The 16,253-nt window shown below is 75.3% G+C and carries 17 protein-coding genes; 10 read left to right on the forward strand and 7 right to left on the reverse strand.

Going from position 1 to position 16,253, the window contains the following annotated elements; translation table 11 throughout:
- Window positions 1-4: 4 nt before the first annotated feature.
- Entirely contained in the window at window positions 5-625 is a 621-nt protein-coding gene (locus JOE38_RS01150; RefSeq protein WP_204574495.1) for a helix-turn-helix domain-containing protein, read from the forward strand.
- On the opposite strand, the gene JOE38_RS01155 is transcribed toward JOE38_RS01150, so the two are convergent.
- The 5 genes from JOE38_RS01155 to JOE38_RS01175 form a co-directional block, all read right to left on the reverse strand.
- Window positions 622-2,118: a PASTA domain-containing protein gene (locus JOE38_RS01155; protein ID WP_204574496.1), complete on the reverse strand. Its 1,497-nt coding sequence runs from the start codon at window positions 2,116-2,118 to the stop codon at window positions 622-624. The genes JOE38_RS01150 and JOE38_RS01155 overlap by 4 nt on opposite strands.
- A 118-nt stretch (window positions 2,119-2,236) precedes the next feature.
- A complete protein-coding gene (locus JOE38_RS01160) occupies window positions 2,237-2,416 on the reverse strand; it encodes a hypothetical protein (protein ID WP_204574497.1) in 180 nt (59 codons plus the stop codon).
- A 213-nt stretch (window positions 2,417-2,629) separates the two neighbouring features.
- A complete protein-coding gene (locus JOE38_RS01165) occupies window positions 2,630-4,159 on the reverse strand; it encodes a cation:proton antiporter (RefSeq protein ID WP_204574498.1) in 1,530 nt (509 codons plus the stop codon).
- 70 nt (window positions 4,160-4,229) lie between these two features.
- Window positions 4,230-4,853, reverse strand: coding sequence for an alpha/beta hydrolase (locus JOE38_RS01170; protein ID WP_204574499.1), 624 nt, complete (start codon window positions 4,851-4,853; stop codon window positions 4,230-4,232).
- Window positions 4,850-5,827 carry a ring-cleaving dioxygenase gene (locus JOE38_RS01175; protein ID WP_204574500.1) on the reverse strand — a complete coding sequence of 326 codons (978 nt, stop codon included), beginning with the start codon at window positions 5,825-5,827 and terminating at the stop codon, window positions 4,850-4,852. The genes JOE38_RS01170 and JOE38_RS01175 overlap by 4 nt, the downstream gene beginning before the upstream one ends.
- Before the next feature lie 99 nt (window positions 5,828-5,926).
- Between JOE38_RS01175 and JOE38_RS01180 the strand changes: the two genes are divergently transcribed.
- Both JOE38_RS01180 and JOE38_RS01185 read left to right on the forward strand, forming a co-directional pair.
- Window positions 5,927-7,054 carry a hypothetical protein gene (locus JOE38_RS01180; protein WP_204574501.1) on the forward strand — a complete coding sequence of 376 codons (1,128 nt, stop codon included), beginning with the start codon at window positions 5,927-5,929 and terminating at the stop codon, window positions 7,052-7,054.
- Window positions 7,055-7,154: 100 nt separating this feature from the next.
- On the forward strand, window positions 7,155-7,508 hold the full coding sequence (locus JOE38_RS01185) for a VOC family protein (RefSeq protein ID WP_119435689.1): 354 nt from the start codon (window positions 7,155-7,157) through the stop codon (window positions 7,506-7,508).
- Between the two features lie 22 nt (window positions 7,509-7,530).
- Here JOE38_RS01185 and JOE38_RS01190 read toward each other — a convergent pair whose 3' ends face one another.
- Complete coding sequence (locus JOE38_RS01190) at window positions 7,531-7,971, reverse strand: iron chaperone (protein WP_204574502.1); 441 nt, start codon at window positions 7,969-7,971, stop codon at window positions 7,531-7,533.
- A gap of 105 nt (window positions 7,972-8,076) precedes the next feature.
- On the opposite strand from JOE38_RS01190, the gene JOE38_RS01195 reads away from it, so the two are divergent.
- Both JOE38_RS01195 and JOE38_RS01200 read left to right on the forward strand, forming a co-directional pair.
- A complete protein-coding gene (locus JOE38_RS01195) occupies window positions 8,077-8,346 on the forward strand; it encodes a hypothetical protein (protein WP_119457174.1) in 270 nt (89 codons plus the stop codon).
- A gap of 89 nt (window positions 8,347-8,435) precedes the next feature.
- Entirely contained in the window at window positions 8,436-9,566 is a 1,131-nt protein-coding gene (locus tag JOE38_RS01200; protein WP_204574503.1) for an SDR family oxidoreductase, read from the forward strand.
- Here JOE38_RS01200 and JOE38_RS01205 read toward each other — a convergent pair.
- Window positions 9,553-10,797 carry a DUF418 domain-containing protein gene (locus JOE38_RS01205; protein ID WP_204574504.1) on the reverse strand — a complete coding sequence of 415 codons (1,245 nt, stop codon included), beginning with the start codon at window positions 10,795-10,797 and terminating at the stop codon, window positions 9,553-9,555. The two genes, JOE38_RS01200 and JOE38_RS01205, sit on opposite strands and share 14 nt — an antisense overlap.
- Before the next feature lie 137 nt (window positions 10,798-10,934).
- Here JOE38_RS01205 and JOE38_RS01210 point away from each other — a divergent pair, with 137 nt between their 5' ends.
- The 5 genes from JOE38_RS01210 to JOE38_RS01230 all read left to right on the forward strand — a co-directional run bounded on the left by JOE38_RS01210 (window position 10,935) and on the right by JOE38_RS01230 (window position 16,139).
- Complete coding sequence (locus JOE38_RS01210) at window positions 10,935-11,855, forward strand: ABC transporter ATP-binding protein (protein WP_204574505.1); 921 nt, start codon at window positions 10,935-10,937, stop codon at window positions 11,853-11,855.
- Window positions 11,852-12,715 (forward strand): ABC transporter permease, encoded by an 864-nt coding sequence (locus JOE38_RS01215; protein ID WP_204574506.1) that lies wholly within the window; start codon window positions 11,852-11,854, stop codon window positions 12,713-12,715. The genes JOE38_RS01210 and JOE38_RS01215 overlap by 4 nt, the downstream gene beginning before the upstream one ends.
- Before the next feature lie 39 nt (window positions 12,716-12,754).
- On the forward strand, window positions 12,755-14,026 hold the full coding sequence (locus tag JOE38_RS01220; protein ID WP_239544722.1) for a sensor histidine kinase: 1,272 nt from the start codon (window positions 12,755-12,757) through the stop codon (window positions 14,024-14,026).
- Complete coding sequence (locus tag JOE38_RS01225; protein WP_204574508.1) at window positions 14,023-14,697, forward strand: response regulator transcription factor; 675 nt, start codon at window positions 14,023-14,025, stop codon at window positions 14,695-14,697. Before JOE38_RS01220 ends, JOE38_RS01225 begins: the two co-directional genes overlap by 4 nt.
- A gap of 299 nt (window positions 14,698-14,996) precedes the next feature.
- Window positions 14,997-16,139 (forward strand): substrate-binding domain-containing protein, encoded by a 1,143-nt coding sequence (locus tag JOE38_RS01230; protein WP_204574509.1) that lies wholly within the window; start codon window positions 14,997-14,999, stop codon window positions 16,137-16,139.
- The last annotated feature ends 114 nt before the right edge of the window (window positions 16,140-16,253 follow it).

Raw genomic sequence — 16,253 nt, forward strand, 5'->3', positions numbered from 1 at the left:
GCCCATGACGCAAGAACCGGATCTCGACGCCCTCGTCCGCCAGCGCATCCGCAGCCTCCGCGAGGCCCGCGGCTGGTCGCTCGACGTGCTCGCGGCCCGCTGCTTCCTCAGCCCGTCGACGCTCAGCCGCATCGAGACCGGTCATCGGCGCATCGCGCTCGACCAGCTCGTGCCGATCGCGCAGGCCCTGGAGACGTCGCTCGACGCGCTCATCGAGTCGGGCGACGACGCCGACGTCGTGATCCGGCCGCAGGAGGACGCGCAGGCGGGGCGCACGACGTGGATCCTGTCCCGCGGCGGGGGCAGCGGATCGGGCCCGTTCGTCGCGAAGATGCGCATGATGCCGACGCGGCCCCTCCCCGTGGACGCGCTCGGCGTGCATCCCGGCCGCGACTGGTTCACGGTGCTGTCCGGGACGGCGCGCCTGCAGCTGGGGGAGCGGACGATCCTCGTGGCGGAGGGCGACGCGGCCGAGTTCTCGACGATGGTGCCGCACGGGATCAGCGCGCATCGCAGGGTCACGGAGATCCTCACGATCCTCGACCGCGACGGGCAGCGGGCGCACCTGCGGACGACGGGCACGGGGCCCGCCGGGCACGCGGCAGACGACGGGACGGAGGGCTAGCCCTCGGCCGGCGGGGTCTCGGGCACGGGCTCGACGGGCGTCTCGGGCTCCGGCGGGGTCGTCGGCTCGGGGGGATCGACCGGGGGCACCGTCGGCTCGACCGGCGGATCCACGGGCGGGTCCACCGGCGTGGGCGTCGTCGGGTCGGGCGTGGGGACCGTGGGCGGGTCGGTCGTCGGCTGGGGCTCGGGATCCGCCGGCGAGGTCGGGTCGGGCTGCGACGGCGAGCCGCCGCCGGTACCGGGGTTCGACGTCCCGGGATCCGTGCCGCCGCCGCCGTTGCCGCCACCGCCGCCGGTGCCGGGGTTGAAGGTCCCCGTGCCCGGCCGCGTGCCGGGTCGCGAGGGCACGTCCGGCGCCTTCGGCACGACGGGAAGCGCGATGCGGTCCGGGGCGGGGGTGGCGAGCGTGAGGGTCACGACCGTGCCGGGCGCGACGCGCGTGCCGGCGGCTGGATCCTGGCTCGCGACGATGCCCACGTCCTGGCGCACGAACGCGCCGCCGCCTCCGCTGCTGCCGGCGAAGGCGATGCCGAAGCCCGCCGCGGCGAGCGTGTCGCCCGCGTCGGCCCCGCTCATGCGCGTCACGTCGACCATCTCGACCAGGCCGTCGGCCGAGATCGGGAGCGGGTTGGCCGGATCCGTCGCGTTCGGCACCGGGCGGGAGTCCGAGATCTCGATGGTGTCGGGGTCGGCCACATCGTCGCTCGGCGTCGGCAGCGTGGAGGCGACCGCGCCGCCCGCGATGAGCACGAGGGCCAAGCCGGCCGCGGCGCCGCCGGCGGCGCGCGTGCGGATGCCGGGGATCCAGGCGGCGCCGCTGCGGACCAGCGGGATGAGCCCCGCGATGAGGGCGACGACGCCGAGCGCGATGAGGAGGCCGGGGAGCCCGGCGATGACGGCGGCGGCGACGACGAGCACCGCGGCGACCGCGAGCGCGGCCCACGGCCACGTGCTCCGGCCGCGGAGAGCCGGCGCGGTGGTGGCGGCACGCGGGGTCGGGGCGGAGGCGGCGCTCGTGGCGGGACGCGGCGGCGCGAAGCTGCCGGCCACGGACGAGGTGCGGGGCGCGGGGACGTCGAGGGGCGCGCCGGTCGGCGGTGCCGTGGGCAGACCGGTGGGAGGGGTGGCGGGCGCGCCGGTCGGCGGCGCCATCGCGTAGCCCGCGGGCGGCGCGACGGGCGCACCCGTGGGCGGCGCCAGCGGCGCACCGACGGGCGGGGCCTCCACCGACGCGTCGACGGCGGATCCGACGGGCGGGGCGAGCGGCGCGGCGCCGGGCGCGTAGTCCTCGGGCAGCGGCGACTCGGAGATCAGCTTGGGCTCGGGCGTCGAGGACGCGCGGCCCGGGAAAACGCGGCGGCTGGAGACGAGCGACGTCCAGCGGGCGCCGTCCCAGAAGCGCTGGTTGCCTTCGCCGTCGCCGAACCAGCCGGGCTCGTCGGACGACGGGGTGACCGACGTCGGGGAGGCGGGCGGCGGGGTCGACGACATGGTGCTCCTCAAGAGAGCGTTCCCCAGGTGGGGGAACTGCTCCTCCGCCCAGATTAGGCGGCGCTCGGGCCGGCCGGGAAGCCCGGGCGTGTCGCGGGGCGGCCCCGCGCACCCCCAATCAGGGGCGCGGCGACGGCGGGACGAGGTCGACCGCGAGGCTGCGGGTGCCCGCGTGACGGAAGCCGTCGGCGCCGTCATCGCTGCCGGCGAAGGCGATGCAGGCGGGATCACCCGGGCGCGGGGCGCTGTCGACGGCCGCGACGGGTCGGACGGGGGCGGTGGTGGGGGAGACGGACACGGGCACGGGATCCTCCTGATCGCACCGCGCGGGCGGCGGTGCACCCAGGCTCGCGGAGCGGCCGCATGCGCGCGTCCTCCTCGGGGCCCGCGCGCCTCGTCCCGAGGGGGGAGACGCGGGGCCGGAGCGGGCAGCCGCTCAGCGCGCAGCTGCTCAGCGCGCAGCTGCTCAGCGCGCAGCTGCTCAGCGGGCAGCCGCTCAGCGCGCAGCTGCTCAGCGCGCGTCGTCCGCCTCGCGCCGGCCGAGCGCCACGTCCTCCGCGTCGATCATGCCGAGCACGGCGCGCACGGCGATCTCCGGGTAGCGCCCCTCGCGCCGGGCGGCGAGGACGGCGACCCGCTCGGCGTCGATCATGCGGCGTCGCACCCGATCGTGCGCGAGGCGCTCGGTCGTGGTCTCCGGCAGGGCGTCGTCGCCCGGTCCGTCGTCGGCGCCGTCCTCGCGCATCGCCACGGCCCGCGCCGCGAGGCCCGCCGCGCGCGCCTCGTCGAGGAGGCGGTCGCGGTCGGATCGCTCCTGGTCGTCGGCGGAGTGACCGAGCTTCAGGCGGCGGATGATCGCGGGCAGCGCGAGGCCGCCCAGGAGCGTGCCCGCCACCATCACGAACGCGAGGAACTGCAGCAGCTCCCGCTCCGGCGTCTCGGCGGGCAGCAGGAACGCGGCGGCGAGGGTCACGACGCCGCGGACCCCGGCGGACGACACGGCGGTCACGGTCCGCCAGGTCCAGGTGCGCGCCCGCAGTCGCGCCGGCCCGTGGTCGAACAGCACCTTCGCGAGCGCCACCGAGACGAAGCGCGCGGCGGTCAGCACCGCGAGCAGCAGGATCGAGAGGCCGGCGATCTGCCAGCCGTCGAGGCTCGACTCCGGGAGATCCCGCACGATGCCCGCGAGGCTCAGACCGATGAGGAGGAAGACCGCGTTCTCGAGCAGGAACTGGATCGTGCGCCAGTTCACCGACTCCGCGATGCGCGCCTCGGGCGACTGGATCAGCGGCGAGCGGTACCCGAGCACGAGGCCGGCGGCGACCACCGCCAGCACCCCGGATCCGCCGAGCTCCTGGGCCGGGATGAACGCGACGTAGGGGATCGCGAGCGAGAGGCTCGTGTCGAGCACGGCGGACCGGAGGAAGCGGCGCACCGCGGAGAAGAGGAACGCGACCGCGAGGCCGATGGCGACGCCCAGCAGCACGGCCACGAGGAAGCCGCCCGCGACGTCGACCGGATGCACGATCCCCACGATCGCGGCGATCGCCGTGTTGAGGGCGACCAGCGCGGTCGCGTCGTTGAGCAGGCTCTCGGTCTCGAGGATCGACATCACGCGGCGGGGGAGCTTCACGCGACCCGCGACGGCCGAGACGGCGACCGCGTCCGTCGGCGCGACGACGGCGCCGAGGGCGAGCGCCGCCGCGAGCCCGACCGCCGGCACGAGCGCCCACAGCGTCAGCCCGAACACGACGAGCGTGACCACGACGACGCCCACGGAGAGCACCACGATGCTGTCCCGCCGGGCGCGGATGTCGGCGAGCGGCGTGCGGATCGCGGCCGCGAACAGCAGCGGCGGCAGCAGCCCGTAGAGCACGGCGTCCGGCTCGATCACGAGCTGCGGCACGCCCGGCACGAACGACAGCGCCGCCCCGACCGCGACCAGCGCCACGGGCGCCGACCAGCCCGCGCGCCCGGCGAGCCCGGAGACCGCGACGGTGACGACGACGAAGGAGACGACCCAGGCGATGATCTCGGGCATGCGCGGCTTCCGGTGGAGGGCGGGATGGTGCGGGCGGGGATCGGACGAGCGGGTCGGGCCGCGGCGGCGATCAGCCGATGCGGATCCGCGCGCGGGCCGCGTCGAGGTCGCGCGCGTCGAGCCCGTGCCCGCCCGGCCGCACGTGGGAGGAGACGTCGGCGCCGCGGTCCAGCGCTTCGCGCACCGTCCGCTCCACGTCGACGAGCGGCGCCATGGCGTCGGCGTCGCCGTTGAGCAGCGTGATCCGCGTGCCCGCAAGGTCGTCGGCCGGGGCCCGGTCGCCGAGCGGCCAGCGCGCGGAGAACGCGACGGTCGCGGGCAGCGCGGACGGGTGCAGCAGCGTGGTCGCCAGCGCCATGTTCGCCCCGTTCGAGAACCCGACAGCGAGGATCTCCCGGTCCCCCAGAGCGTAGGCCGACCGGGCCTCGGCGACCAGGTCGGCGAGCTCGGCGGCGCGCGCGACCACGTCGTCGACGTCGAAGACGCCCTCCGCGTGCCGGCGGAACCAGCGGGCCGCGGACCCCTCGCGCACGCTCCCGCGCGGCGCCAGCACCGGCTGCCCGGGCGCGAGCAGACGCGCGAGCTCGAGGCCCTGCCGCTCGTCGGCGCCCGTGCCGTGGAGGCCGAGGATCACGGGCCCGGTGTCGGCGCCCGGCTGGAAGACGTGGGGCGTCGCGTCGAGGAGCGCGCTCACGCGGCGGATCCGTCGGCCGGCGCGGCCTCCTCGTCGGGCAGGCGCAGCGGCGGCACCGCGGCCTCGATGTCCGCGCGGCTGGGCTCCAGCCACGGCGGGAGCCGGAGGCTGCGGCCGAGCTCGAGCAGCGGCTCGTCGATGTCGAAGCCGGGGGTGTCCGTCGCGATCTCGAACAGCACGCCGCCCGGCTCGCGGAAGTAGATGGAGGTGAAGTACTGCCGATCGAGGATCTGCGTCACCTGGTGCCCGCGATCCACCAGCTCGTCGCGCCACGCCTGCTGCTCGACGCGGCCGGGCACGCGGAACGCCACGTGGTGCACGGTGCCGCCGGCGGTGAGGCCCTGCTGCGCGCCAGGGTCCGCGACGAGGTCGACGATCGCGCCGGGCCCGCCGTCGCCCGCGGCGAAGCGGAACCGGCCGTCGCGCTCGTCCACGAGCCGGAGCCCGAGGTCGTCGGTGAGGACGGACGCCGTGCCCGCGGGATCCCGCACGGTGAGCACCGAGGAGTGCTGGCCGCGGATCGCGTGCTCGGCGGGGACGTCGGCCGAGTCCCACGGCGCGCGCGGGTCGACGACGGAGGACGCGACGAGGTCGATCTGGAGGCCGTCGGGGTCGCGGAGCGAGAGGCGCTCCTCCTCGGATCCGGTCGACGAGATCGACGAGGCGATGCCGACCTGGCGCAGGTGCTCGGCCCACCAGCCGAGGCTGCCGGCGGGGACGGAGAACGCGGTGGTCGTGGACTGCCCCGCGCCCACACGGCCCGCGGGCACGCCCTTCCACGGGAAGAAGGTGAGGAGGGATCCGGGTCGGCCCTCCGTGTCGCCGTAGTAGAGGTGGTAGCTGCCGGGGCTGTCGAAGTTGACGGTGCGCTTGACGAGCCGGAGGCCCATCGCGCGCACGTAGAAGTCGACGTTCCGCTGCGGGTCGCCGCCGATGGCGGTCACGTGATGCAGTCCCTGGGTGCTGGCGGTCATGAGGCGCTCCTTCCGCGCGGCCCGGTCGGGCCATGTCCATGCAAACGCATGGGACGGCGGATCATTCCCGCCCGTAGCCTGATCCACGAGGGGGACGCCATGGACCTGCGCTGGCTGAGCGCGCCCGACGACGAGGTCGCGGAGGCGATGCGGACCGTGCGCACCAGCGCCCGGCCGTCGTGGGTGCCGTCGCGCCGCAAGGTGCTCGCGCACGTCAACGACTCGCTGATCCTCTGGTATGTCTGCATCGTCCTCATGTACTTCGGCATCGTCACCGACGGCGCGGGGGACGGCACGGTCACGCCCGCGACGATCGCGGGGCTCGCGGGAGCCGCCGTGGTCCTCGCCGTCTCGATCCTCGGATCCCGCCTCCTGCACGCCTGGGCGGCACGTCCGCCGTCGCCGCGCGCCCGCGGACGGGAGTGGCGCCAGCACCTCACCGCGCTCGCCAACGGGTTCGCGCCGCAGCCGAGCGGCGGCCGCACCTTCCGCGCGCTCATCACCGAGGACGCGGGCGGCGTGCTCGTCGTCCCGCGCTTCCGCGCCGCGGGCGTGGAGTTCGGCAACGTCGTCCGGAAGCGCGCCCGCCGCACCGGCTGGAGCTACGTGGCGGTGACGCTCCCCGTGCCGCTGCCGCACCTGCTGCTCGACGCCACCGCGAACGACGCGCGCGGCGGCGACCTCCCGGCGAGCGTGCGCAGGGGGCAGCGCCTCTCCCTCGAGGGCGACTTCGACCGGCACTTCCGCCTCTTCGCGCCCGCGGAGTACGAGCGCGACGCGCTCTACCTGCTCACGCCCGACGTCATGGCGGCGCTCGTCGACGACGCGGCGGACTTCGACGTCGAGATGGTCGACAGCACGCTCGTGTTCTTCCGCCGCGAGCTCGCCGACTTCGCCGAGGCGGGGCCATGGGAGGCGGCCGGGCGGATCCTCGACGGCGTCGCCGCGCGCATCCGGCGACGCGCGGTCCGGTACCGCGACGAGCGCGTGCTGCTCGGCGACGGAGGGCGGGCCGCGCCGCTGCGCGCGGACCTGGACGAGCAGGAGCCGGATCCCCGCGCCCCGCGCATCGCCGCCGACGGCCGTCGCCTCGACGTCCGCGACCGCCGCACCGGCTGCCTCGGCGCCCTCGGCTGGTTCGCGTGGATCGCGTTCCGCGCCTCGCTGATCTTCGTGCCCGCGGTCTTCGCGATCGCGGGCTTCATGTCGATCGTCGACGGGCGCTGACCGGCGGGTGGGCCTCAGCTGGTCGTCGACGCGCGATCCGCCCGGCGCAGCGTCGACGCCGGGGCTTCCCCCGCGGATCCGCAGGGGCCAGCATGAGCGCATGGGACGCATCCTCGGCATCGGCGGTCTGCTCTTCCGCGCGGACGACCCCGTCGCGCTCACCGCGTGGTACCGGGACGTGCTCGGGCTCGACCTCGACGCGCAGGGCGTGTGGCAGCAGGAGGCCGGCCCCACCGTCGTCGCGGCCGCAGCGCGCACGGCGCCGCCGTCGCGGGCGCCGGAGCAGCGGCTGATGCTGGACCTCCGCGTGAGCGACCTGGACGGCCTCGTCGCGCGCCTCGCCGCGGCCGGCGCGGAGGTCGCGCCCGGCATCGAGGACATGCCCGGCGTCGGACGCTTCTCCTGGGTGACGGATCCCGAGGGCTCCCGGATCGAGCTGTGGGAGCCGAGCTGACGGCAGTCCCGTCGCCGCCCGCTCAGCCCCCGACGGCCCGCCGCACCAGCTCCGCCACGCGCTCCTCGTTCGCGGGATCCACCGCGGTCAGCGCGTAGGACGTCGGCCACATGGTGCCCTCGTCGAGGCGCGCCGGATCCTGGAAGCCGAGCGTCGAGTACCGGGTGCCGAACTTCGAACCCGGCTGGAAGAACACGACGGGCTTGCCGTCCGCGTCCGCGTAGGCCGGGAAGCCGTACCAGGTCTTGGGGGAGAGGCCCGGCGCGTGCTCGAGGACGATGCCGTGCAGCCACTCGGCGATCGCCCGCTCCTCGGGCGGCATCGCGGCGAACGCGTCGAGCACGCCCTGCAGCGCGGCGGCCTGCTTGTCGGCGGCCTTCTGGAGTTTCGCCTCCTCGCGCAGCTCGCGGGCGCGCTGCTTCATCGCGTCGCGCTCGTCCTTCGAGAAACCGCCGTCGGTCATGTCCGCTCCCTCGCCTGGTGGTGTGACTGGAGCGTGGCAGGCGGCGGGGGAGCCGGCAAGCGCCCCTCGGATCTGCACCCCGGCCGGACGGCGTACCGTCGGACCATGAGCACCCACGAGCAGGACCAGCCCATCATGGACGGCGCCGGCGAGGCCACGGCGGACGAGAAGCGCGCCGGGCTCGCCGAGCAGGTCGCCTACGACCACCGCGACAGCGGATCCGAGGCCATGGCCGCCGACCTCGACCGCCGCACCGCAGACGCTGGGCTCGCCGAGGAGCCCGCCGATCCCGCGGCGACGCAGGCGACCTCCACCGGCCGCGACGGCGTCGACGGCGAGGCCGACGCGGAGGTCGACGGGCCGCACCCCGCCTGATCCTCCGCCCCGGTCGGTGCGCCCGCACCGACACGCCCGCGAGGAGCCGCCCGGAATGCCCGGGCGGCTCCTCGTCGTTGGGGCAGGGGATGACCGAGAACCGAGAGACCCGCGTCCGCACGCCCGCCCCCGCCGCATCCCCCCGCTCCGACGGGACCGGCCGCACGGCCCTCGTCGTCGGCGCGACCGGCATCAGCGGATCCGCGCTGGTGGACCAGCTCACCGCCGAGGGCTGGGACGTGCTCGCCCTCAGCCGCCGCGCCGGCGCCGACCGCCCGGGCGTCCGCTGGATCAGCGCCGACCTCCGGTCCGCCGACGACCTCCGCCGCGCGCTCGCCGGCGAGCAGCCCACCCACGTGTTCTTCACCGCGTGGTCGCGCCAGGCCACCGAGCAGGAGAACATCGACGTGAACGGCGGCATGGTGCGCGACCTCCTCGCCGCACTCGACGGCGCGCCCGTCGAGCACGCCGCGCTCGTCACCGGCCTCAAGCACTACCTCGGCCCGTTCGAGGCCTACGGGCAGGGCAACATGCCCGACACCCCCTTCCACGAGGAGGAGGAGCGCCTCGAGGCCCCGAACTTCTACTACGCGCAGGAGGACGAGCTGTTCGCGGCAGCCTCCCGCCAGGGCTTCGCGTGGTCGGTGCACCGCTCGCACACCGTCATCGGGCACGCGGTCGGCAACCAGATGAACATGGGGCTGACGCTCGCGGTCTACGGATCCCTCTGCCGCGACCTCGGCCTGCCCTTCGTCTTCCCGGGCAGCGAGACCCAGTGGGACGGGCTCACCGACGTCACCGACGCGACCGTGCTCGCGGACCAGATGATCTGGGCGTCCACCGCCGAGGCCGGCCGCGACGAGGCGTTCAACGTCGTCAACGGCGACGTCTTCCGGTGGCGCTGGATGTGGCCCCGCCTCGCCGCCTTCTTCGGCGTCGAGCCCGTCGGCTTCCAGGACGCGCCGCGTCCGCTCGAGCAGCAGATGGCCGGCTACGAGGACGAGTGGGCGCGCATCGCCCGCGAGGCCGGGCTCGCGGAGTCCGACCTGAACCGCATCGCCTCCTGGTGGCACACCGACGCCGACCTCGGACGCGACATCGAGGTCGTCACCGACATCAGCAAGAGCCGGCTTGCCGGGTTCCAGACGCACCACCGCACGCTGGACAGCTTCCTCGGGCTGTTCGAGCGCTACCGCGCGGAGGGGCTCATCCCGCGCTGACCGGCTGCGCGGGCGCCGCGGGTCCCGCGGCCGGACGCCCGTAGGCCAGGCGGCGGATCGCCCACTCGGCGGGACCGGCACGACCCGCGCGCTCGAGCGCCACGGCCACCGCGACGGTGACGAGCCAGACGCCGATCGCGACGAGGGCGATGCGGGCGGTCCCCGCGCCGACGCCGAGGCCGAGCGACCACGGCTCCAGGAGGATCGCGAACAGAACCGACTGCAGCAGGTAGCAGGTCATCGAGCGACGGCCCACGGCGACCAGCGCGCCGAGCACCGGGCCGGGCGCGGGATCCCCGCGGCGCGCCCGCGCGGCGACCGCCCAGCCCACGAGGCCGAGCAGACCCAGCGCGCCGCCGACCCCGGTGGCGCCGTGCAGCACGCCGAGCAGGTACAGCGCCACGGGATCCGCGTCGATGGCGCCCACGGTCGCGAGCACGAGCGGGAGCGCGCCGAGCACGCTGACGGGCATCCCGACGAGCGCGAGGCCCCGCAGCAGCGGCAGGTGCGCGGCCGGGTCCTCGAGCACGCGGCGTCGGCCGAGCAGCATTCCGATCGCGGCCAGCGGCACGAGCGCGCCGACCGTCACGGGTGTCGCGACGAGGATCGCGGCCAGGGCGAGCGCCCGGCTGCCGAGGTCGCCGAGGAAGGTGCCGTCGCCGCCGAAGAGGGACCCGGATCCGTCGTCGCCCGTGAGGCCGTCCGCCCCCGCCCCGATGAGGAACACGATCGCGGGCGCCCACACGAGCACGCGGAACACGCGGTCGCTGGCCCGGTACATCGCCGCGAGGGCGAGCCCGAGGATCCCGTAGCTGAGCAGGATGTCGCCCTCGAACAGCAGCACCACGTGCAGCGCCCCGAAGACCATGAGCCAGAGGCTCCTGCGGAGGAGCAGCCGCCGGGCGCGCGGGCCGTCGACGCCCGCGGCGGCCTGGCGCCGCAGGATCACCGCCAAGCCGTACGCGAAGAGCATCGTGAACAGCGGGAACGCGCGGTTGTCGACGAGCGTGCCCACGAGCGCGTCGGCGACGTGGTCGAGCGCGGTGCCGTCCGAGGGGCGGCCGAGCGGGCCCATCGGCCGGCCAACGATGAAGTAGACGGAGTTGGCGAGCGCGATGCCGAGCAGCGCGATCCCGCGGAGCAGGTCGGGCGCGAGGCTGCGCTCCGCCGCGGACGTCGGGCCGGCGTAGCCGACGGGCGCGGGCGCGGGGGAGCCGGGGTGCGGGGTCACGGATCCAGCCTGCCCGGTGCGGCCGCGCGGCGCCTCCGCCGGGCGGGGGACCCGCGCGCGCATCCACCGATCGGCCGATGCCGGGGATCGACCGCTCGGCCGTTCCGCTCCGGCCCGCCGAGCGCCACGCTGGATCCATGACCACAGCAGCCGTCGAGGAGCACGTCCGCGTGCGCGACCTCGCGAAGACCTACGGCACGACCACCGCCCTCCGGGGCGTCACCTTCGACATCCACCGCGGCGAGACGTTCGCCCTCCTCGGGCCCAACGGCGCAGGGAAGTCGACGACCATCGAGATCCTCGAGGGGTACCGGCTCCGCACCGGCGGATCCGCGACCGTGCTGGGCGTGGATCCCGCGACGGGCGGCCGCGCCTGGCGCGCCCGCATCGGCATGGTGCTCCAGTCGAGCTCCGAGAGCGGCGCCATGACCGTGCGCGAGCAGGTCGCGCACTTCGCCCGGATGTACCCGCGGCCCCGCGACGTCGACGCGACCATCGAGGCCGTGGGCCTCACCGAGAAGGCCGGCACACTCCTGCGCGCGCTCTCGGGCGGCCAGCGGCGGCGGGTGGACGTGGCCCTCGGGATCATCGGCCGCCCCGAGCTGCTGTTCCTCGACGAGCCGACCACGGGATTCGACCCCGAAGCCCGGCACCGGTTCTGGGACCTCATCCGCGAGCTCAAGGCGGAGGGCACCACCATCCTGCTCACCACGCACTACCTCGACGAGGCGGCGCAGCTGGGCGACCGGGCCGCGGTGATCGCGGGCGGCAGCCTGGTGGCGATCGGCCGGCTCGACGAGATCGGGGGAGAGGAGGCGCGGATCCCGCGGGTGCTCTGGCGCGACGACGACGGATCCCACGAGGAGCGCACCCGGACGCCCGGCGCGTTCGTGGCGCGGCTCTCGGAGGCCACCCCCGGCGGCGAGCCGCGCGACCTGCGGATCGTCCGGCCGAGCCTCGAGGACGTGTACCTCGGGCTGCTCGCGGAGGCGGGCGCGCCCGCTGCCCCTGCCGCGACTCCCGCTGCCCCGGCGACCACCCAGGAGGTGGCGGCATGACCGCCGTCCGCCCCACGAGCCCCGCCGCGGTCCGCGCCCCGGCGCTGCCCGGCGTCCTCCCGCTCGGGATCCACCGCGTCCGCTACGAGGTCCGCCGCTACTTCCGGCAGACCGACACCATCATCTTCACGTTCCTCTTCCCGGTCATCATGCTGTCGATCTTCTCGGTGGCCTTCGGCTCGTCCGGCAACCTCGGCACCGCGCCCGACGGGTCCGGCGGCGTCAGCGCGGCGGCCTACTACCTGCCGGGCATGATCGCGGCGGGCATCCTCCTCTCGGGCGTGCAGAACCTCGCGGTCGACATCGCCATGGAGCGCAGCGATGGCACGCTCAAGCGGCTCGCCGGATCCCCGCTGCCGGTGCTCTCCTACTTCATCGGCAAGGGCGGCCAGGTCATCGTCACCTCGCTCCTGCAGATGGTCGTGCTGCTCCTCGTCGCCCGGTTCGCGTTCGGGGTGGAGCTGCCGACCGACGCGGGGCGCTGGGCCACGTTCGCGTGGGTGTACGCGCTCGGGATCACGTCGTCGGCCGTGCTGGGCATCGCCCTCAGCCGCATCCCGCGCTCCGGCGCGTCGGCCACGGCGGTCATCACGCCGATCGTGCTCGTGCTGCAGTTCATCAGCGGCGTCTACCTGACCTTCACCATGCTGCCGACCTGGCTGCAGGACGTCGCGGCTTTCCTGCCGCTGAAGTGGATGGCGCAGGGCATGCGCGCCGTGTTCCTCCCCGACGCGCTCGCGGCCGTCGAGCGCGGCGGCACCTGGGACCTCGCGGGCGTCGCGGTCGTCCTCGCGATCTGGCTGGTCGGCGGCACGATCGCCGCGGTCGCCAGCTTCCGCTGGATCCGCCGGGACTCCTGAGCGGTGCGCGACCACCGGACGGGATGGCAGGCTCAGGGGATGATCCCGGTCCGCACCGTCCACCTCGCCTACGGGGTGACCATGGCGGTGCTGGTGCTGCTCGCCATCGGCTCGCGCGGGGACGCCGGATGGGCCGCGTGGGGCGCGATCGCCGCCATGACCGCCCTGTACCTCCTGGTGGGCCGTCGTGCGCTCGAGGCCTCCGCGGCGGCGTCCGCCACGGAGGCCCGGCTGCCCCCGGAGCCGTCGGCGGTGGTCTTCCTCGCGCTCGTCATCCCCGCCGCCACCTGGGGCGTCGCGAGCCTGTCGACGTTCGCCGTCGTGCAGTGCGTGCTCTGCCCGCTCGTCTGGCTGCTCCTCGACCGGGTGCGCGACGCCGTCATCGGGACCCTCGTGCTCACCGGATCCATCGCCGTGGGCTTCGTGGTCGGCTTCGGCGACCTGCCGGGCGCCCTCCCGACCATGGCCCTGTCGCAGGGGCTCAGCCTCGGCGGCACCATCGCGCTCGGGCTCTGGATCACGCGGATCGCCGACCTCAGCCGCGAGCGCCTGCAGCTCCTGGAGGGCCTGCGGGCGGCGCAGGCGCAGGTCGAGGAGCTCGGTCGTGAGGCGGGGACCGCCCGCGAGCGGGAGCGGCTGTCGGCGGACATCCACGACACCGTCGCGCAGGACCTCACCGGCCTCGTGATGCTCGCGCAGCGCGGCCGGCGCGAGCTCCGCGGCGGCGAGACGGACGCCACGGACCGGACCCTGGCCCAGCTCGAGGACGGCGCGCGGGATGCGCTGACGCAGACCCGCGCGATCGTCGCGGCCACGGCGCCCGTCGAGCTGACGGACGGACTCGGTCAGGCGCTCGCGCGGCTGGGCGCGCGCCTGGAGCGCGAGGCGGGCATCCCCGTCGAGGTGCGCGCCGATGCGGGCGTCGGATCCGTCGACCGCGACGCCGAGGTCGTCCTCCTCCGCTGCGCCCAGGAGGGCCTCGCGAACGTGCGCCGCCACGCGGGCGCCTCCGCCGTGGAGCTGCTCCTGGAGCGCGACGGCGGCGACGCCGTGCTCGCGATCCGCGACGACGGGCGCGGGTTCGACCCTGCCCGCGCATCCGGCGGCTACGGCCTCGACGGCATGCGCCGCCGGCTCGACGCGGCAGGCGGGCGCCTCGACGTCGCGAGCGGCCCCGACGGCACGCGGCTCACTGCTCGCATCCCCGCGCACGTGGCGCCCGCGGCGGCCCACGTCGATCCGCGCGGCGCAGGCCCGACGCCCGCGTCGACCCCGGCCCCCGCCGCGACCCCGACCCGGGCCCGCGCATGACGCCCCCGTCCGTCCGCGTCGCCGTCGTCGACGACCACCCCGTCGTCCGCGCCGGCCTCGCCGCGCTGCTCGCGTCCGCCGACGACATCGACGTCGTCGGCCAGGCGGCCGACGGCGACGCGGCGGTCGCGCTGGCCCTCGCGGAGCGCCCCGACGTCGTCCTCATGGACCTGCGCATGCCCGGGCTCGACGGCGTCGGCGCGACCGCCCGGATCCGCGAGGAGGCGCCGGACGTGCGCGTCCTGGTGCTCACGACCTACGAGACCGATGCCAGCATCCTCACCGCCATCGAGGCGGGCGCGAGCGGCTACCTGCTGAAGGCGGCGCCCGAGGAGGAGATCCTCGCCGGCGTCCGCGCGGTGGCCCGCGGTGACGTGGCCCTCGCGCCCGCGATCGCCGCCGCGCTGGTCCGCCAGGTGGCGCGCCCCGCCGCCGAGCCCGCGCCCCTGACGCCGACCCTCAGCCCGCGCGAGACCGAGGTGCTCGCGCTCGTGGCCGCCGGCCGCACCAACGCGCGCATCGCCCTCGAGCTGCATGTGACCCCCGCGACCGTGAAGACGCACCTGCTGCACGTCTTCGAGAAGCTCGGCGTCGGCGACCGGACCCGCGCGGTCACGCTCGCGATGGAGCTCGGCCTGCTGCCGCCGGCTGCCCGCCCCGGCCGGGGCTGAGCCGCCTCCCGTCCCTCCGCCCCCATCCGCGGGACACCGCCGGTAACGCTTGGATAACGTCTGCCGGAAGCAGTATCGGCGGCTGCGGAAATGGATAAGTTCTGACCGACGACAAACGCACGGACCGCCGCGACCCGGCCGCTCCGCCGAGGGTCGCCCCGCACCGAACCCGCACCACCACCAGCACTCACCGCACCAGCACCCGACCCGAGGACGCGTCGGAGCACCACGGCCCTCGCGAGGACGCGACTGCCCGGTGCCCGCGCGACCCGGACGGGCCACCGAGAGGACCCGCCCCCATGGCATCCGGACGTAACGCACGAAAGATCAGCTCCCTCCTCCTCCTCGCCGGCGTCGCCGTCGGCATGACCGCCTGTGCGCCCCAGGGCGCCACGAACACCGGCTCGGGCGACGGCGGCGCCGCCGCCGGTGGCACCGAGTGCAACGTCGGCATCTCGATGCCGACCCGCAGCCTCGAGCGCTGGATCAACGACGGCGAGGGCCTCAAGACCAAGCTCGAGGGCGACGACTGCACCGTCGACCTCCAGTACGCCGACAACAAGACCGACGCGCAGATCAGCCAGATCCAGAACCAGGTCGCGGGCGGGGCGAAGATCCTCGTGGTCGCGGCCGTCGACGGCAAGACCCTCGGCCCGGCCCTCGAGGACGCGAAGAGCCAGGGCGTCACGGTCATCGCCTACGACCGCCTCATCAACGGCACGGACGCGGTCGACTACTACGCGACCTTCGACAACTACAAGGTCGGCACGCTGCAGGGCGAGTTCATCAAGGACACGCTCGACCTCGACAACGCGGCCGGGCCCTTCACGCTCGAGCCCTTCGCCGGCAGCCCCGACGACAACAACGCCGGCTTCTTCTTCGGCGGCGCGTGGGACGTGCTCCAGCCCTACGTCGAGAGCGGCAAGCTGACCGTGCCCTCGGGCAAGTCGCCCGCGACGAGCGCCGACTGGCAGGCCATCGGCATCCTCGGCTGGGGATCCGACGACGCGCAGGCCGAGATGGACAACCGCCTGCAGTCCTTCTACACGGGCGGCCAGAAGGTCCAGGTCGTGCTCTCGCCCAACGACAGCCTCGCGCTCGGCATCGAGGCGTCGCTCGCGAGCGCCGGCTACGCGCCCGGCGCCGACTGGCCCGTCATCACCGGCCAGGACGCCGACAAGGCGAACGTGCAGGCGATCCTCCAGGACAAGCAGTCCATGACCGTCTGGAAGGACACCCGGGCGCTCGGCGACCAGGTCCAGAAGATGATCGGCGAGATCGTGAAGGGCGACGAGGTCACGGTCAACGACACCAAGTCGTACGACAACGGCAACAAGGTCGTCCCGTCGTTCCTCCTCGACCCGCAGGTGGTCGTGAAGGACGACGTGCAGTCGGTCCTCATCGACTCCGGCTTCCTCAAGGCGTCCGACGTCGGCCTCTAGCCGTCATCGCGGCCGACGGGCGCCCGGCACCACGCCGGGCGCCCGTCGGCCGCGCATCCGTCTCCACCCGGCGCGCGCCGACAGGGCGCGCGCCACCGACCCGAACGGGAACCA

Origin of the sequence: Clavibacter michiganensis, assembly GCF_016907085.1 — a bacterium.
Lineage (GTDB): Bacteria > Actinomycetota > Actinomycetes > Actinomycetales > Microbacteriaceae > Clavibacter > Clavibacter michiganensis_O.